General features: G+C 49.8%; 16 protein-coding genes. 12 read left to right on the top strand and 4 right to left on the bottom strand.

The window, feature by feature from the left end:
- The first annotated feature begins 19 nt into the window (after positions 1 to 19).
- On the top strand, positions 20 to 1,279 hold the full coding sequence (locus SK38_RS04415; RefSeq protein WP_003833490.1) for an MFS transporter: 1,260 nt from the start codon (positions 20 to 22) through the stop codon (positions 1,277 to 1,279).
- A 76-nt stretch (positions 1,280 to 1,355) separates the two neighbouring features.
- Here SK38_RS04415 and SK38_RS04410 read toward each other — a convergent pair whose 3' ends face one another.
- The 4 genes from SK38_RS04410 to ycgZ all read right to left on the bottom strand — a co-directional run bounded on the left by SK38_RS04410 (position 1,356) and on the right by ycgZ (position 2,890).
- Positions 1,356 to 1,907 carry a LuxR C-terminal-related transcriptional regulator gene (locus tag SK38_RS04410; RefSeq protein ID WP_048235241.1) on the bottom strand — a complete coding sequence of 184 codons (552 nt, stop codon included), beginning with the start codon at positions 1,905 to 1,907 and terminating at the stop codon, positions 1,356 to 1,358.
- Between the two features lie 132 nt (positions 1,908 to 2,039).
- Entirely contained in the window at positions 2,040 to 2,306 is a 267-nt protein-coding gene (locus SK38_RS04405) for a biofilm development regulator YmgB/AriR family protein (RefSeq protein ID WP_008784990.1), read from the bottom strand.
- 34 nt (positions 2,307 to 2,340) lie between these two features.
- Positions 2,341 to 2,613: a hypothetical protein gene (locus SK38_RS04400; RefSeq protein ID WP_008784991.1), complete on the bottom strand. Its 273-nt coding sequence runs from the start codon at positions 2,611 to 2,613 to the stop codon at positions 2,341 to 2,343.
- Between the two features lie 40 nt (positions 2,614 to 2,653).
- Entirely contained in the window at positions 2,654 to 2,890 is a 237-nt protein-coding gene (gene ycgZ / locus SK38_RS04395; RefSeq protein ID WP_003833500.1) for a regulatory protein YcgZ, read from the bottom strand.
- Between the two features lie 318 nt (positions 2,891 to 3,208).
- Between ycgZ and SK38_RS04390 the strand changes: the two genes are divergently transcribed.
- The 11 genes from SK38_RS04390 (at position 3,209) to SK38_RS04340 (ending at position 17,234) form a co-directional block, all read left to right on the top strand.
- Positions 3,209 to 4,438 (top strand): diguanylate phosphodiesterase, encoded by a 1,230-nt coding sequence (locus SK38_RS04390; RefSeq protein WP_048235240.1) that lies wholly within the window; start codon positions 3,209 to 3,211, stop codon positions 4,436 to 4,438.
- A gap of 203 nt (positions 4,439 to 4,641) precedes the next feature.
- Positions 4,642 to 5,373, top strand: a complete 732-nt coding sequence (locus SK38_RS04385) for a MerR family transcriptional regulator (protein WP_008784993.1) — start codon at positions 4,642 to 4,644, stop codon at positions 5,371 to 5,373.
- Between the two features lie 309 nt (positions 5,374 to 5,682).
- Entirely contained in the window at positions 5,683 to 6,213 is a 531-nt protein-coding gene (locus SK38_RS04380; protein ID WP_048235239.1) for a Csu type fimbrial protein, read from the top strand.
- Between the two features lie 14 nt (positions 6,214 to 6,227).
- Positions 6,228 to 6,950, top strand: a complete 723-nt coding sequence (locus SK38_RS04375; RefSeq protein ID WP_048235238.1) for a fimbrial biogenesis chaperone — start codon at positions 6,228 to 6,230, stop codon at positions 6,948 to 6,950.
- A 55-nt stretch (positions 6,951 to 7,005) separates the two neighbouring features.
- Complete coding sequence (locus SK38_RS04370) at positions 7,006 to 9,291, top strand: fimbria/pilus outer membrane usher protein (protein ID WP_048235237.1); 2,286 nt, start codon at positions 7,006 to 7,008, stop codon at positions 9,289 to 9,291.
- 13 nt (positions 9,292 to 9,304) lie between these two features.
- A complete protein-coding gene (locus SK38_RS04365; protein ID WP_048235236.1) occupies positions 9,305 to 10,273 on the top strand; it encodes a Csu type fimbrial protein in 969 nt (322 codons plus the stop codon).
- A 322-nt stretch (positions 10,274 to 10,595) separates the two neighbouring features.
- Positions 10,596 to 11,870: a Glu/Leu/Phe/Val family dehydrogenase gene (locus SK38_RS04360; RefSeq protein WP_020996616.1), complete on the top strand. Its 1,275-nt coding sequence runs from the start codon at positions 10,596 to 10,598 to the stop codon at positions 11,868 to 11,870.
- Between the two features lie 325 nt (positions 11,871 to 12,195).
- Positions 12,196 to 13,266: a dihydroxyacetone kinase subunit DhaK gene (dhaK, locus tag SK38_RS04355; protein WP_003833521.1), complete on the top strand. Its 1,071-nt coding sequence runs from the start codon at positions 12,196 to 12,198 to the stop codon at positions 13,264 to 13,266.
- A gap of 11 nt (positions 13,267 to 13,277) precedes the next feature.
- A complete protein-coding gene (dhaL, locus tag SK38_RS04350) occupies positions 13,278 to 13,910 on the top strand; it encodes a dihydroxyacetone kinase subunit DhaL (protein WP_020996617.1) in 633 nt (210 codons plus the stop codon).
- 10 nt (positions 13,911 to 13,920) lie between these two features.
- The gene (gene dhaM / locus SK38_RS04345) at positions 13,921 to 15,351 is read left to right on the top strand and encodes a dihydroxyacetone kinase phosphoryl donor subunit DhaM (RefSeq protein WP_048235235.1); all 1,431 of its coding nucleotides are present in this window, start codon (positions 13,921 to 13,923) and stop codon (positions 15,349 to 15,351) included.
- A 170-nt stretch (positions 15,352 to 15,521) separates the two neighbouring features.
- The gene (locus tag SK38_RS04340; protein ID WP_048235234.1) at positions 15,522 to 17,234 is read left to right on the top strand and encodes an alpha,alpha-trehalase; all 1,713 of its coding nucleotides are present in this window, start codon (positions 15,522 to 15,524) and stop codon (positions 17,232 to 17,234) included.
- The last annotated feature ends 188 nt before the right edge of the window (positions 17,235 to 17,422 follow it).

Genomic DNA, 17,422 nt, shown 5'->3' with positions numbered 1-17,422 from the left:
GACCTGGATTGGAAAAATCATGAAGATAAATATGCCGTTCAGTAATGACAAATATCGGTACTCGTCCGGGTATCTGCTTTTTTTCTTTGCCGCCTGGTCGTTGTGGTGGTCTTTTTATGCGATATGGCTAAAAAATAAACTTGGCCTGTCCGGAACGGAGCTGGGAATGCTGTATGCCGTAAACCAGTTCTTTAGCATGCTGTTTATGCTGGTCTACGGTTTTCTGCAGGATAAGCTCGGCACCCGTAAACACCTTATCTGGCTGATGGGGATAGTCATCACGCTCAGCGGCCCGTTCCTGATTTATGTTTACGAACCGCTGCTGACCTCCAACTTCAAACTTGGTATGGCGCTGGGAGCCATTTTCTTTGGCCTTGGCTACCTCGCGGGTTGTGGTCTGGTAGAAAGCTTCGTCGAAAAAGTGAGCCGCAAATTCAACTTTGAATTCGGCACCGCCCGCTTGTGGGGATCGCTTGGCTACGCCGCAGGGACATTTGTTGGCGGTATTTTCTTCAGCATCAACCCACACATTAACTTCTGGTGCGTATCGGTAATGGGGGTGTTATTCCTGTTGATTAACGTGTTGTTCAAAACCAACTCACCCGCCCCATCTTCTGTAAAAACGCGTTCTCCTGAACCTGACGCGCTGACCCGAAATGATTTTCTCACTATCTTTAAAGATACGCAGTTCTGGTTTTTCGTTATCTTTGTCGTCGGCACCTGGTCGTTCTATAGCATCTACGATCAGCAGATGTTCCCGGTGTTTTACGCCAGCTTATTTGACGATCCCGAACTGGCACCACGCGTATACGGCTACCTCAACTCGGTACAGGTCTTTATGGAAGCCGTCGGTATGGCGCTGGTTCCATTCCTGATTAACCGCATCGGGCCTAAATCCGCATTGCTGCTGGGTGGCACAATCATGACCTGTCGAATCCTGGGTTCAGCACTGTTCACCGATATCTATATTATCTCCTTGATTAAAATGCTTCATGCGCTGGAAGTCCCACTGTTTGTTATTTCAGTGTTTAAATTCAGCGTAGCAAATTTTGATAAACGCCTGTCATCAACGATATATCTTATTGGCTTCAATATCGCCAGTTCCATTGGCATTATCGTGCTGTCACTGCCTGTCGGTAAGTTGTTTGATAAAGTGGGCTATCAGGAAATCTTCCTGATTATGGCCAGCATTGTGGTAATAACGCTAATATTTGGCTACTTCTCGTTGAGCAAAAAACATCATCAGCAGAAGATGGGAAATGAACTGGTGACAGAGTAGCGAAGTTTAAAATATATCGGACAGGGCCATTGGCCCTGTCGTATCCCCCAAAAGTAAGTACGAACTGTCGATTTATTCAGGCATGTTCCAGCCAGTTGCGGAATATTTTCGCTCGCAGTATTCCCTGAAAATCAATCAGCCCAGAACAACCAAGCTTCTTGATCAGATTCTGCCTGGCCTGGTAAATCGTTTTCAAATGTAGATTTAACAAGGCGGATATCTCAAAAATAGTTCGACCTTCTCCTAACTGCGTTAGAATATATTTATCTCGCGCAGTCAGCGAAATATTTAGTTCTGACTGATTGTCGTGTATACCGCCAGAACGAGTAATATCAATAATAAATTTTTTGAATGTGGCAACGCTAACATCTATTGGCAGTCTGTAAAGTGATAAATCATTGAGATATCTGTACAGATGACCATCAATCAGCAGTACCAGACGATGCGTTTTCAGATCGTAATTTTGCCTTTTTACCGCCTCAAAGTGATTGGCGGTGAAAAAAACCAGATGCGTCTTATCATCTTCGAAAACAATATCTGCAAGAATATTCTTTAACCCTTGCCTGATAAAAATATCATCAATCCATAAATCTGCGTTTCCAGTGTGTTCCTGAACGATGTTCATCATTATGGCCTCAATGAAAAATCACAATTGTTCTAGAGAGGGTGCTATGTATAGTCTTAATCAAAAAAATGCTCAGCATGAGTGCTTTCAGCATATAACAAAGGTACTGTACATATTATATTAACATGAAGACTTTTAGACGTCGTCAGCTGTGTAGCGCAGCACTATTTCCAGGGTTTTTCTGATAACATCTGCCTGGACAACGTCAACTGTTGATTCCAGAGAACTAATCAGGCTTAAAATGATGTTTTTATTATTAACATTATCACCTGCCAGAATTACATTTGTTACCGCCTGTCCCAATACCACAGACTCATCTGCTAATAGCTCACCTGCATTATGGAAGTAACTTGATAAAGCTTTATCCGTCATTACACTGTGGACATTAATTTCATGAAGCATGGTAACCTCGCTTGTATAGTCTGGAAGATTATCTTTAATGTAATTTAGGGTTTTTGCTGGCACTGAAAGCACTCTCATCTCTGGTTTTATCCGGTTTTCTACTTATCTTCCCCGGATTAATGTTTGTAAAATCATTGATAACGCTGTCAATTAATTGCTTGCGTGTGCCATCTATTTCACTGGCCTGCATAAGTCGCAATTGCTTAATCACTGCGGCTAACGAAACGTCTGTATGCATTCGCAAAATTTCTAGCACAGCCAAACCTGTAATTTCATGTTTCAGGCGTTCACTATCAGTTTTCTTCATAACTCCTTCACTACTTACCCCTATAAGTAAGGGGTTTATTTTATTCAAAAAGCAGACCAATTAACGCATTGTAATGTTTCTGTTCTTTCTCCCCAGATGCTTTTTCAAGACGACACAGAAGCTTGGTGCAAAGTGATTTGCGGTTCAGATTTCGTCCATCCTTGAGTATCTCAGTGACGATTTCTCCCAATGTTTCCTGTTGAGTTGGCAGATGCGCCTTCGCAAAGTAACGAGAAATCGCGCTTGCAGTATCAGTGCGAACGGTATGCTGCTGCATGTCATGCTCCTGTAACAAAATGCTGGTGAATATTAAGTTTTATAACAGTAGCAAAGTTGTACCAAAAATGTGTACAACACGAACCATCAATTTTTATCAAAAAGTGCTAAATCAATACAATCAGTAAGTTAGATAAATATCAATTTACATAAAATCAAATTCAGTTGTACAATTCACTTCGTTTAACGAATGAATTCGATCTGTTTGAGGGTCTTTGTTTGTAAAAATAAAGTTAGAATAATGTATTAAAATCAGGACATAAGCTGGTTTGTTTGATACTGTCCATATCTCTTCCCTTCCCTTGATCCCGGACTGTCCATGCTCACGACCATTATTTACCGTAGCCATCTACGTGATGACGCCCCCCTCAGAGCGCTTGAGGATATGGTGACAGCCGCAAATCTAAAAAACCGGCGATCCGATGTTACGGGGATTTTACTCTTTAATGGCCGCCACTTTTTCCAACTGCTTGAAGGACCTGAGGAGCAGGTAAAAGAGATTTATCGTTGTATATGTAACGATCCACGGCACCACAATATCGTTGAGCTGATGTGTGATTACGCGCCTGCGAGAAGATTCGGAAAGGTGGGAATGGAGTTATTTGATTTACAAAAACATGAACGCAATGACGTCCTGCAAGCGGTACTTAACAAGGGAACATCAAAATTTCAGCTCACCTATGATGACCGGGCATTACAGTTTTTCCGCACATTTGTCCTTGCGACGGAAAAATCGAGTTATTTTGAAATACCAGCGCCTGATTACTGGAGTTTTATTGCCGACAACTCTTGTACTCTCCTGGATGAAAGCACACTCCAGTCCAATATCGATTTCAGCTTTGCTTTTCAACCCATTATCGATCCTATGTCGCAGCGCGTCATTGCTCTGGAAGCACTTATTCGTGGTAGAGACGGTGAAACGCCCGCAACTTATTTTGGCAACTTAAATCCTGAAGAACTGTATACCGCGGATCTGCAGAGCAAAAAGACTGCTTTTGCAATGGCAAGCGCGCTGGGACTTAACGACAAAATGCTGTCAGTCAACCTGCTCCCCATGACCCTGGTAAACAAACCCGATGCAGTCAGCTTTCTGATAAACGAAATCGCGGCGCACGGACTGGTGCCTGAACAAATCATTGTAGAGTTTACCGAAAGCGAAGTTATATCGCGCTTTGATACGTTCGCGCAGGCCGTAAAGTCACTCAAGGCTGCGGGGATCTGTGTGGCGATAGATCATTTTGGGGCAGGTTTTGCCGGGCTTCAGCTTCTGTCTCGTTTTCAACCCGACCGAATTAAGATAAGCCGCGAGCTGATCACGGATGTGCATAAAAGTGGACCAAGACAGGCCATCATTCAGGCAATTATAAAATGCTGCACTTCACTGGAAATCATGATTTCCGCAGTCGGCGTTGAAAAACCTGAAGAGTGGATGTGGCTTGAGTCCGCAGGTATTGAAATCTTCCAGGGTAACCTTTTTGCACAAGCTTGCCTGAATGGTATTCCGTCTGTTGCATGGCCAGAGAAAAATGATTTCTCAGCGTCAAAATAACTAACGCATTGTTATAAATAAACAATCACCACAACCGCCCTCATGCTGAACATAAAAATTCAGCATTTACTCCCTGCGTGATAGTAAAGTAAATCTTAATTTTGCTAGAATCCTCTGTATGTTTTGTACAATTTGATGCATGTTGTACAAAGTAACAGGAACCGCATATCGGTGACGGAGAATCAGGAGTGTCCGGGGGAACTATGGCTTATTACAGCATTGGGGATGTCGCAGAACGTTGCGGGATAAATCCTGTCACCCTTCGGGCATGGCAACGACGTTACGGTTTACTCAAACCTCAACGCAGTGAAGGTGGCCACCGACTCTTTGATGAAGAAGATATTCAGCGTATTGAAGAAATAAAACGTTGGATTAGCAATGGCATACCTGTTGGGAAAGTTAAGGCATTGCTGGAAACCAGTACCCGTCAAGCTGACGACGACTGGAATCAATTACAAGAAGAGATGATGAGCATTCTTCGCATGGCGCATCCACCGAAGCTGCGAGCCAAAATTACTGCACTCGGTCGCGTTCACCCCGTAGATGCGCTGATCGATCACGTTTATCTTCCCGTACGTCAACGGCTGATACTTGACCATAATACATCCCGCATAATGAACAGCATGCTTGATGGCGCATTGATTGAATATGTTGCCACACTGCTGTCTGAAACGCGGCGCAAGTCAGGAAAGGATGCCCTCCTGATGGCCTGGGATGTTGAAGACAGAACCCGTCTGTGGCTCGAAGCCTGGCGCTTATCGCAATCTGGTTGGCATATTGCCGTTCTGGCTGAACCCATTGAATCGCCAAGACCTGAACTTTTCCCTGGGCAAACCCTTTTTGTCTGGACCGGTATTACGCCAACCCGCAGACAAAATGAACTGCTCCAACACTGGAATGAACAAGGTTATAAGGTCATTTTCCACAGCCCGTAACCTACACGTAATACGTGTAAGATAAATCATACAACTCTCATTTTTTGGCTGGTTATTTTGAGTACCACCCAAGGAATATGTTGCCCTCTATCCTCCTGACTTAACCCCGGCCATAGCATAAAAATAAAACAATATACTAACCCATTGGTATTATTTTTTTGCAGACGACATCACCTTTTTCCTAAGTAAAATTCATTAGATCAACTGGCGTACGTCTAATACTTATTCTAGGGTTAAATTATGTCTTCTTGTGCCACATTATTGTTTTTCTAAAGTAATAAATGTGGTTATTTGAAAAAGGTAAAGGATATGGCTCTAGTCTTAGACAAACGCTTAATTCTTTGTTGCTGCGCCTTTTCCATTATTTCTGTGGCAAATGCAGCAACCGTTAACGGAACATTTCAGGTGCTGATGACGATTCAAAAGGCCTGTACCGTGACTGCCGGTTCAGCTTCAAATATTACGCTTGGGCCCGTCAATACTACGGCAACTAACACGAGTGGAAACAACACGATTTCTGTCAACTGTTCAAAGACGACGCCCTATTTTATTGGCCTCGCGCCTTCAACGGCTAACGGCGGTAATGCCCTCGGCGCCGGGGCGATGTCCTCAGTGGCTAATTCGGCGACGAATACCGACAAAGTGCCCTATCAACTCAATCAAACATCAGCAACAGGCCCGGTTTGGGGGAATACTGCCACCACTACCGAACCAGGAAACGGCGTTGCGGCAACCGGAACTGGGCTGGCGCAGACTTTTACCGTTTATGCCACCGCACCGAACGCCAACTTCACGCCTGACAACTATGCCGACACGGTAACGGTTAACGTTAACTACTAACTTCAGGAAGCCATATGAGAGTAAAACTGCCTGTAAAGCAGTGTGCCTGCGCATGCCTGCTAGGGATGGTTGCGAGCATCAATCTTGCCACCGCCAGCGGACTGCAAATAGCCCCGGTCACGTTAACGTTGCAAGCGACGCAAAATGCCGATGGTATCTGGCTGAGTAACGCGGGTGAAAATGTGCTCAATGCCCAGGTTCGGGTTTTTCGCTGGAGTCAAAGCGCTTATGACGACAAACTCTCCCCCTCTCAGGGGCTGGTGATTAGCCCGCCGATGTTGGCATTGGCCCCTGGAGAACGACAGCTGATACGCGTTATTCGTACAAGCCCTCCCTCGGCACATGCCGAAGACGCTTATCGTTTGTCGATAGATGAGTTACCGCCTGCAAAAGTAGAAAAAAACAAGCTTCAGTTTGTGCTGCATTATTCTGTTCCCGTTTTCATTCAACCAACATCAGCGGCACAAACGCAGGCAAAACTGCAATGGAAATTACAGCAGCTGGATGGCAAAAAATTTATTGAAGTCAGTAATCAGGGAAATGGGCATGCACAGTTATCTGCTGCAACATTTATAAGCCCTGACGGTACTAAAAAAGTCATTACACCCGGACTATTAGGCTACGTTTTACCCGGATCAACAATGCGCTGGATAGTTTCCCCGTCAGCCAGGAATAATCATTACGGCGGGAAAGTTGAAGTCACAATCAATGGCCAAAAAACAGTACAAGATCTGTAACAGATCCTGGCTTCTGGTGAAATATTGCTTTCTCAATGGAGTATTAATATCGGGAATGGTTTGCGCACAAACGCTGAATAATAACCAGAACGAAAATAATGTTATTAATAGCGCCTCGCAGATTACGGGAGTCGATTTGTATCTCGACGTCACCTTAAATGGGAATCCCGTTGGGCTGGTACATTTTGGCTACGATAATGGAAAGCTTTATGCAGGAGCAGATACTCTGCGTAAAATGGGCTTTCGCTTTGCTCCAGACGCCACTAACGCCGTCTGCCTGAACGATATCCCCCAGCTAACCATTGACTACAACGTTCAGTTGCAAACGCTCTCGCTTACTGCGCCGCTCAGTTCACTCGATCTTGCGACCACGCAGCTTAACTCGCCCACCGAAACCGCGCCAACGGCAACAACATCACGCGGGGCGCTGCTCAATTATGATATCTATACGCAACAGGGGGATGAAAGCGCAATCAATACCTTCAGCGAAATTCGCGCCTTCAATGCGACCGGCGTGCTCAGCACCACTCAGTTGACGCAGTACTCTACCGAGGAATATGCCGATAACAGCGTTGAGCGCCTCGACACCAGCTGGCGTACGTCATTTCCTGATTCGATGTTGGCGTTAACCGTTGGCGATACCCTGACAAGTTCACTCATCTGGTCTCGACCGACGCGAATCGGCGGCATTCAGATAGGCACCGATTTTGGGTTACAGCCCTATATGCCAACCACCCCGCTTCCAGCATATCTGGGATCCGCGACGTTACCGTCAAACGTTGAGCTGTACGTCGACGGCGTCAGGTACTACAACGGAGAAGTCCCCGCAGGTAGCTTTCAGATCAACACAATGCCTAACATCAGCGGCGCGGGAACGGGTCAGGTGATGATGACAGATGCATTGGGCAGAACGAGCGTACAAAATTTCTCGTTCTACAACGATCAGCAACTCCTGCGGGAAGGATTAACCGCCTGGTCGGCAGAATTAGGCACGGTACGCGAAAATTATGGTTACTCCTCTTTTGATTATGCCAGCGCACCGGTATTGAGCGCTACGTGGCGTCGCGGGTTTAGCAATACGTTCACCGCCGGGACTCACGCGGAAACCAGCGATGGACTGATTAACGCGGGCTTCAGTAACGACTGGATCCCAGGAACCCGCAGCGGCACGTTTTCGACCTCACTTGCCGCAAGTACCGACTCAGGAAAGAACGGGTTTTTGTACAGTTTTGGTTACCGTTGGTCCGGCGAACGGTTTAATTTCAGTACCAGTACCACGGCAACTTCCGGCGATTATCGCGATGTCGCCACCCATTACGGTGAGCCGCCCCCCACGCTTAACAGCAACACGGTTATTGGTTATTCGCTGGAAGCAGCTGGAAATGTCAGCCTGAGCTATTTGCAGTTTCGATATCCACACGAAAATGCGGTGCGCTACGCCAATGCCAGCTGGTTTAAATCACTCACCGACAACATCTCACTGAATGCCGGATTCAACCAGAACATTGACGACAACCGCGATCGTAGCCTCTATCTGATGGTAACCATCACGACCGACAACAATCTGAGCGCCAGCAGCACCCTACAACGTACCAACGACGAAACCGGTTACCAGCTCAACGCCAGCCTGACGCCCCCTGCCGACGGCGGCTGGGGCTGGAATCTGGCTGCCAGTCAGCAGGCTTCCCGGCAAAGTGGCCAGGGCGAAGTGGGATATCTGGGACGTTATGGTAAAGCGTACGCGGGATTCAGCCGTTTACCGGATAACCATTACGGTTATGCAGGCGCAACCGGATCGCTGGTGACCATGGGAGGCGGCCTGTTTGCAGCAAGAGAAATCAATAATGGTTTTGCCGTCGTCTCAACTGACGGCGTGCCTGATGTTCCGGTCAAATTGCAAAATAACCTGATTGGCCGCAGCGATGACCAGGGACTACTGTTGGTCACCCCGTTGAACAGTTATCAAAAAAACCTGATCAGTATTGACCCGATGGATCTCCCTGCCAATATGCGGATCGCACGCGTTGAGACGAATGCCACGCCAGCCGATCGTTCCGGTACTTTGGTTAGCTTTGGCATCACACCCGTCCGCGCTGCGCAGATTATCCTCGTCGATAATCAGGGTAAGCCAATTCCTGAAGGCAGCATGGCTTACGCCATCAACGGAAAAGGACAATCGTCTGTCGTTGGCTTTGATGGAATGACATGGTTCGACACCCTGGAGCAGCACAACACGCTGCGCGTTGATACGGACATCGGTAGTTGTCGCGTGCAATTTGACTATCCCGCGTCAGCAAAGGGGATTGTGCAAATAGGTCCACTGGTTTGTCGCCCACACTAACAGGAGTGCGCTCATGAGGTTAAGACATCTGCTACTCATCGCTGCCGTACTTTTTTGTCCGGCAATTAGCCATGCGGTAACCTGTTCGGTGAGCAATGTGCAACCCATAAATTTAGGTTCGGTCAATCCACTGTCTGCGACAGGCGCAACGTCATCAATGACGTTCAGTTACACTTGCACCAAAGAGCTTGGTGACGTGCTGGCAGGGATCAATCTCTGTTTTAATATTGGCGCCTCGGCCGTCAGTGGCCAGGTGACAACCCGAAATATGTCGTTAAGCGGAAACCCCGCCAGAACGCTGGCATACCAGCTTTACCAGGATAGCGGGCGCACCAAAGTCTGGGGCAGCCAGTATCAGTCAGGAACCACTTTTCCCATGGTACAGCTTAACCTGCTGAATCTGACGCCAGTGACGGGTTCACTCACGGTATCGGCGCAGATCGTCACGCCACAAACGGCAGCCGTCCCCGGAAATTATCAGGATAGCTATACGACGGCAACAGCCCTTGTCACCCTCAATCCCGGATTGCTTTTCCCGCCAACCACCTGTGGTGATACCGTTGCCGCCAGGTTTCCTTTCACCGTCACAGCTGCTGTCAGCAAACAGTGTAATATCACCTCCGCGACTAACATCAGCTTTGCCCCCACCAGCGGAACGGGTCGTAATCTCACGGCGTCAAACACCGTTGGCGTAGCATGCTCTAATAACACCCCTTACACCATCGGACTTCAACCCTCCAACGGCAATACGGCAGGCAGCGGCGTGATGGCAGGCACGGGGTCAAATACGGATAAAGTCCCCTACCAGCTTAGTTCGACGCCAGGTCCTTCCGGTACGATCTGGGGCAATACTGCGCTTAATACCGTTGCGGGCAACGGCACGGGGACAACGACTACCTACCCGGTTTACGCCACCGTTCCCAGCGCGAACTACACGCCAGACAACTATGCCGATACTGTCACCATCGCCGTGACCTACTGACGCCCAGCTTAACAGCAATAAAGCAAACACATTTTATTATCATATTATTTACTTTTAGAGGTGCGTCATAAATCTGACAAATTGCGATTTTTACAAGTTATGCATATTAAACTACATAAACCGCAAAACAACCGCGATGACAGCCAAAATAAAGAATAACTATTCACAACCAAGCCAAAACCCACACTACTCATACAGATAATCCGTGTTAGCCAGGCAGGCTGTTCTATGAAAAAAATGTTAAATTTAGGTTTATATGGTGAGATTCACTGTATACCACGGCCAAATTAAGAACATATTACTTTTATAACTAAGGTTTATCATGGATAAGTTATCTTACGCTTCAGATAGCAGCACATCTGCCTGGAATACCTACCTGCAACAAATCGAGCGTGTGGCCCCTTACCTGGGCGAACTTTCCCATTGGGTGGATACCCTGCGCCACCCAAAACGCGCGCTGATTGTCGATATCCCGGTGCAGATGGATGACGGCACTATCCGTCATTTTGAAGGGTATCGCGTGCAACATAACCTCTCCCGCGGTCCGGGCAAAGGCGGTGTGCGTTATCATCCTGATGTTGATCTTAATGAAGTGATGGCCCTGTCTGCATGGATGACCATCAAATGCGCAGCGTTGAACCTGCCGTACGGCGGAGCCAAAGGCGGTGTGCGCGTCGATCCGTTCTCACTTTCTGAAGGTGAACTGGAGCGTTTAACCCGCCGTTATACCAGCGAAATCGGCATTATCATTGGGCCGCAGAAAGACATTCCTGCGCCGGATGTAGGTACTAACGGAAAAGTCATGGCCTGGATGATGGATACCTACTCCATGAACCACGGCACCACCGTGACCAGTGTGGTCACCGGTAAACCTATTCACCTCGGCGGCTCGTTAGGCCGTGATAAAGCCACCGGTCGCGGCGTTTTCGTCAGCGGTCTGGAAGTCGCGCGTCGTGCGAACATTGAAGTTGAAGGCGCTCGCGTGGCGGTACAAGGTTTCGGTAACGTCGGCAGCGAAGCCGCCCGCCTGTTCGCCGCAGCGGGTGCGCGTGTCGTCGCTATTCAGGATCACACCGCAACGCTGTTTAACTCCACGGGTATCGACATGACCGCGCTGTCTGCCTGGCAGTTAGAGCACAAACAGATTGCCGGTTTCCCAGGCGCTGAAACCATCGCCAGCGAGGCCTTCTGGAGCGTGGAGATGGATATCCTTATCCCTGCCGCGCTGGAAGGACAGATTACCCGTCAGCGTGCAGAAATGCTGACCTGCAAACTGGTACTTGAGGGCGCTAACGGCCCAACTTACCCGGATGCCGATGATATGCTGGCAAGCCGCGGTATCATCGTGGTACCTGACGTCGTATGTAACGCAGGCGGCGTAACCGTCAGCTACTTCGAATGGGTCCAGGACATGGCAAGCTTCTTCTGGAGTGAAGAAGAGATCAACAATCGCATGGACAAAATCATGACTGATGCGATGGTGCACGTATGGGAAAAAGCAGCTGAGAAATCCTGCTCCCTGCGTACCGCAGCCTACATTGTTGCCTGCGAACGCATTCTGCTGGCACGTAAAGATCGCGGAATTTATCCGGGCTAATACCGATAATTTTCCCTCGCATAAACCACCTGCCAGGCAGGTGGTTTTTTTTAGCAAAATCCTGCACGTAGTCTTTCCCCATTAAATACTGCCCGATCTCTCATTTTCGCTGTTTTATGCACCACTACGTTTCAATATGGAACGTTATAAAATGATGACGTTCCGTATTGAAACGCCCTTCACAGCAATTTTCTTTTGCGTACCCGTGTGCAAAATTACCTTATCGGCAGCGAGCGGTCGCCGTGACGTTGAACTAACCGATACCCTACATCAGATGCCTGCCCGAATTTGGCAGCCATCCAGGACTGTCTGCGGAGCATAAATAATGAAAAAATTGATCAACCGTGTTGAAGACGTACTGAATGAACAACTCGCCGGACTGGCGAAAGCGTATCCTTCCCTGGCACTGCATCAGGATCCTGTATATGTCACCCGCGCAGATGCGCCGGTGATGGGCAAAGTGGCTCTGCTTTCCGGTGGCGGCAGCGGACACGAACCTATGCACTGCGGCTACATTGGTCAGGGCATGCTCTCTGGCGCCTGTCCAGGTGAGATTTTTACCTCACCCACGCCGGATAAAATGTTCGAATGCGCCATGCAAATTGACGGTGGCGAAGGCGTGCTGCTGATAATCAAAAATTACACCGGCGACATTCTTAATTTCGAAACCGCCACCGAGCTGCTGCATGAAAGCGGTGTCAAAGTCACCACCATGGTGGTGGATGACGACGTGGCGGTGAAAGACAGTTTGTATACCGCCGGTCGACGTGGTGTGGCGAATACCGTATTGATCGAAAAACTGGTCGGCGCGGCCGCCGAACGCGGTGATTCGCTGGAAGCCTGTGCGGCGTTGGGCCGTAAGCTGAATAACCAGGGCCACTCCATTGGCATAGCCATTGGCGCCTGTACCGTTCCAGCCGCTGGACAACCGTCGTTCACGCTGCAGGATAACGAAATGGAGTTTGGCGTAGGTATCCACGGGGAACCCGGCATTGACCGTCGCCCCTTCACCTCTCTAGATCAGACCGTTGATGAAATGTTCGATACCCTGCTGGAAAACGGTAACTACAGCCGTACACTCCGCCACTGGGACAACGTCCAGGGCGCGTGGCAGGAAGGTAAAGAAAGCAAGCGTGCGTTACAAAGTGGCGATCGCGTTATTGCGCTGGTCAATAATCTCGGCGCGACGCCGTTGTCTGAACTCTTCGGCGTGTATAACCGCCTGGAAAGCCGTTGTCAGGATGCAGGCATCGTCATTGAGCGCAACCTGATCGGTTCTTACTGTACCTCTCTGGATATGACCGGTTTCTCGATCACCTTGTTACAGGTAGATGACGAAACGCTGAGCTTATGGGATGCACCGGTTCACACCCCTGCCCTCAACTGGGGTAAATAAGGAGATTCATGATGTCCCTCAACAGAACGCAAATTGTTAACTGGCTCTATCGATGCGGCGAGATCTTCACCACAGAAAGTGATTTTCTCACCGGACTTGACCGGGAGATCGGCGATGCCGACCACGGTCTGAACATGCATCGTGGTTTCAGCAAAGTCGTTGAAAAGCTGCCGTCCATCGCAGACAAAGACATCGGCTTTATTTTGAAAAACACCGGTATGGTGCTGCTCTCAAGCGTCGGCGGGGCCAGTGGACCGCTGTTTGGCACCTTTTTTATTCGCGCCGCTCAGGTGACTCAGGCTCATCAAAGCCTGACGCTTGAAGAGCTGTATCAAATGATGCGTGATGGCGCAGAAGGTGTGATTAGCCGCGGTAAGGCTGAACCTGGCGACAAAACCATGTGCGACGTCTGGCTGCCAGTGGTCGAATCTTTACGTCAGTCCTGCGAGCAAAAGTTAAGCGTACAGGCAGCGCTGGAAGCGGCAAGCCAGCAAGCGGAAGCCGCAGCGCAAAGCACCATCACCATGCAGGCACGCAAAGGCCGTGCCAGCTATCTTGGTGAGCGCAGTATTGGGCATCAGGATCCCGGCGCAACGTCGGTCATGTTTATGATGCAAATGCTAGCTCAGGCGTCCAGAGAGTAAGGATAAAGCGATGGTAAACCTGGTTATTGTTTCTCACAGCGCCCAACTGGGCGAAGGCGTCGGGGCGCTGGCCCGGCAGATGTTAATGGGCGGTGATTGCAAAATCGCCATTGCCGCAGGCATTGATGATCCTGAGAATCCGATTGGCACCGATCCGATCAAGGTGATGGAAGCCATCGAGTCCGTGGCCGATACGGACCACGTGCTGGTGATGATGGATATCGGTAGTGCATTACTGAGTGCGGAAACCGCGCTGGAACTGCTCGACCCTGGCATTGCCGCCAAAGTGCGTTTGTGCGCAGCACCACTGGTTGAAGGCACACTGGCCGCGACGGTTAGCGCCGCCGCGGGTGCTGATATCGATCGGGTCATCCGTGATGCCATGAACGCCCTCGACGCCAAATGTGAGCAACTGGGTTTACCTTCGCCATCCGCAGCGAAACCCGCATCTGCTGCACTGTCTCCCGATGCAGATGCCCGTTCTGTTGCCATTGTGGTGAAAAACCCTAACGGCATCCACGTTCGCCCGGCTTCGCGGCTGGTTTCCGCGTTGTCTGGTTTTAACGCCGACATGTGGCTGGAGAAAAACGGCAAGTGTGTGGTTCCTGATAGCCTGAATCAGATAGCTCTGCTGCAGGTACGCTGTAATGACACGCTGCGCCTGATTGCCAAAGGCGAACAGGCAGAGGATGCGCTGGCCGCATTTAAACAGCTGGCAGCGGAGAATTTTGGTGAATCGCTCGAGTCCGCTAATGCTGATAACAAGGCAACTCAGGCTCCCTCAAAAGTCACGGGGACAGCATTCTGTCACACGCCGTTCTCGCCCGAGGTAAACCCGCAGCCAGCCGCATCACTCCAGGCTGAGCAACAGCGATTACAGACCGCCATCCAAAGTACGCTGAACGATCTGAGCGAACTCACTGCACTTGCTGAAGAACGATATTCCGCAGATATCGCCGCCATCTTCTCCGGTCACCATACGCTGTTGGACGATCCTGAACTGTTTGAAATGGCCTGCGATGTAATGCGCGAAAAGCAGTGCAGCGCCGCCTGGGCCTGGCATCAGGTGCTGAGCGATCTCAGCCAGCAGTATTTACAGCTCGATGATCCTTATCTGCAGGCGCGATACATTGATATTGAAGATTTGCTGTCCCGTTCACTGCAACATTTGACGGGAGAGAGCGCACAAATTCCCGCGTTCTTGCGCCCCACTATCCTGGTCGCTGATGTCATTTATCCGTCTACGGTACTGCAACTCGATCCGAAGACCATCAAAGGTATCTGCCTGCGGGACGGCAGCGAAGCCTCGCATCCGGCGATTATCGCTCGTGAAATGGGGCTGTGCTGGATGTGTCAGCAAGGCGCGGCTCTCGATAGCATCAAGATGGGCGATACTCTGACCATTGACTGTGTTACACAGCGGATAACCCGCGCAAACTGATACCGAAGCACACCCTTTCCAACAAAGGGTGTGCATCTTCTCTATTCGCGTCGGGAAATGTCTGTTTATTCGCAAAATGGGGAGCCGATCACGCGCAACGGTCATTCCTGAACTAAGGTTTTCTCATGGTAAATGCCGCTACTTCGGCACGCCGCTAAGGAGATTAACCGATGATAACGCCAGCAACTCGCCATCCTGGCCTGCTCTCTGTTGCAATAAAACTGACGCTCGCAAGCACCTTTTTTGCCCTTTCCTCTTTTACTGTCAACGCCGAGGATGCACCAGCCGCTACGCCTGCGCCGCCTGATATTCTGCTTGGCCCCCTGTTTAACGATGTACAAACAGCCAAACTGTTTCCTGACCAGAAAACCTTTGCGGACGCGGTGCCAAACAGCGATCCATTAATGATCCTTGCCGATTATCGGATGCAGAAAAACCAGTCCGGATTCGACTTACGCCATTTTGTGCAAGTGAATTTCACCTTGCCGAAAGACGGCGAGAAATACGTGCCCCCGGCCGGGCAATCATTACGCGAACATATCGATGGCCTGTGGCCGGTACTCACTCGTTCGACCACCGACGCTGAAAAATGGGATTCGCTGCTGCCGCTCCCGGACCCGTATGTGGTACCTGGCGGGCGTTTTCGCGAAATATATTATTGGGACAGCTATTTCACCATGCTGGGGCTTGCCGAGAGCAATCACTGGGATAAAGTCTCGGACATGGTGGCAAACTTCGCTTACGAGATTGATTCCTGGGGACACATTCCTAACGGCAACCGGACCTACTACCTGAGCCGTTCGCAACCGCCGTTCTTTGCCTTTATGGTTGAACTGCTGGCGCAGCACGACGGAAATGACGCGCTGAAAAAATACCTCCCGCAGATGCTCAAAGAGTACAGCTACTGGATGGAGGGCGTCGAAACACTCCAGCCCGGTCAGCAAAATAAGCGCGTAGTTAAACTGAATGACGGCACCATTTTGAACCGCTACTGGGATGAGCGCGATTCGCCTCGGCCAGAGTCGTGGGTAGAGGATATCGCCACCGCTAAAAGCAACCCGAACCGCCCGGCCACAGAAATCTACCGCGACCTGCGTTCAGCTGCCGCGTCCGGCTGGGATTTTAGTTCCCGCTGGATGGACAATCCTAATCAGCTGGGCACTCTGCGCACCACCAGCATCGTTCCGGTCGATCTCAATGCGCTGATGTACAAAATGGAAAAAATGATCGCCCTCGCCAGCAAGGCTGCTGGTGATGATGCCAAAGCGGCGCAGTACGATGGCTTCGCTAATGCCCGACAAAAAGGGATCGAGAAGTACCTGTGGAACGACAAGGAAGGCTGGTATGCCGACTACGATCTGAAAAGCCACAAAGTACGCAACCAGCTCACGGCTGCCGCCCTGTTCCCGCTGTATGTCAATGCAGCGGCAAAAGATCGCGCCAGTAAAGTCGCCACGGCCACCCAGGCACATCTGCTGCAACCGGGCGGCCTTGCTACCACGTCGGTGAAAAGCGGCCAGCAGTGGGATGCCCCCAATGGCTGGGCCCCGCTCCAGTGGGTCGCAGCATCCGGGTTACAGAATTACGGTCAGGATACTGTCGCCATGGACGTGACCTGGCGATTCCTCACCAATGTTCAACACACCTACGATCGCGAGAAAAAGCTGGTTGAGAAGTATGACGTGAGCACCACTGGAACCGGTGGTGGCGGCGGTGAGTATCCGTTGCAGGATGGTTTCGGCTGGACCAACGGCGTAACGCTGAAAATGCTCGACCTGATTTGCGCCAAAGAAAAGCCCTGTGACAACGTACCCGCATCACGACCTACCCCGGCAAGTACTGCGCCAGTCGAGTCTAAAAAACAGACTCAACCGACGCCATAACATCATAGCCCGAGCCGTTTTACTTCCTGAATCCGCGCTTCGTCGCGGATTTTTCTTTCTTATATTTCCCCCTTCCAGCTGTCTCTATGGCCTCTAGCCCTTATGGGGTATCCGGGGTTTTCATCCGTGAGAAATTGATTCTGAACATGTTTTTATTCGCTGTATATGTAAATATATAGCGATTTTGT

The organism is Citrobacter sp. MGH110 (genome assembly GCF_001037515.1).
In the GTDB taxonomy this organism is placed as follows: Bacteria; Pseudomonadota; Gammaproteobacteria; order Enterobacterales; family Enterobacteriaceae; genus Citrobacter; species Citrobacter portucalensis.
The sequence above is the reverse complement of the archived record's forward strand: the minus strand, read 5'-3'. Positions and strand labels throughout refer to the sequence as shown.

Bases quoted from the DNA above. Each gene is read 5' to 3' on its own strand.
- ycgZ (WP_003833500.1), bottom strand. From the start codon at position 2,890: ATGCAGCAGCATACCGTTCGCACTGATACTGCAAGCGCGATTTCTCGT.
- SK38_RS04400 (WP_008784991.1), bottom strand. From the start codon at position 2,613: ATGAAGAAAACTGATAGTGAACGCCTGAAACATGAAATTACAGGTTTG.
- SK38_RS04405 (WP_008784990.1), bottom strand. From the start codon at position 2,306: ATGCTTCATGAAATTAATGTCCACAGTGTAATGACGGATAAAGCTTTA.
- SK38_RS04340 (WP_048235234.1), top strand. From the start codon at position 15,522: ATGATAACGCCAGCAACTCGCCATCCTGGCCTGCTCTCTGTTGCAATA.
- dhaL (WP_020996617.1), top strand. From the start codon at position 13,278: ATGTCCCTCAACAGAACGCAAATTGTTAACTGGCTCTATCGATGCGGC.
- SK38_RS04370 (WP_048235237.1), top strand. From the start codon at position 7,006: ATGGTTTGCGCACAAACGCTGAATAATAACCAGAACGAAAATAATGTT.
- SK38_RS04390 (WP_048235240.1), top strand. From the start codon at position 3,209: ATGCTCACGACCATTATTTACCGTAGCCATCTACGTGATGACGCCCCC.
- dhaK (WP_003833521.1), top strand. From the start codon at position 12,196: ATGAAAAAATTGATCAACCGTGTTGAAGACGTACTGAATGAACAACTC.
- SK38_RS04365 (WP_048235236.1), top strand. From the start codon at position 9,305: ATGAGGTTAAGACATCTGCTACTCATCGCTGCCGTACTTTTTTGTCCG.
- SK38_RS04360 (WP_020996616.1), top strand. From the start codon at position 10,596: ATGGATAAGTTATCTTACGCTTCAGATAGCAGCACATCTGCCTGGAAT.
- SK38_RS04410 (WP_048235241.1), bottom strand. From the start codon at position 1,907: ATGATGAACATCGTTCAGGAACACACTGGAAACGCAGATTTATGGATT.
- dhaM (WP_048235235.1), top strand. From the start codon at position 13,921: ATGGTAAACCTGGTTATTGTTTCTCACAGCGCCCAACTGGGCGAAGGC.
- SK38_RS04380 (WP_048235239.1), top strand. From the start codon at position 5,683: ATGGCTCTAGTCTTAGACAAACGCTTAATTCTTTGTTGCTGCGCCTTT.
- SK38_RS04375 (WP_048235238.1), top strand. From the start codon at position 6,228: ATGAGAGTAAAACTGCCTGTAAAGCAGTGTGCCTGCGCATGCCTGCTA.
- SK38_RS04415 (WP_003833490.1), top strand. From the start codon at position 20: ATGAAGATAAATATGCCGTTCAGTAATGACAAATATCGGTACTCGTCC.
- SK38_RS04385 (WP_008784993.1), top strand. From the start codon at position 4,642: ATGGCTTATTACAGCATTGGGGATGTCGCAGAACGTTGCGGGATAAAT.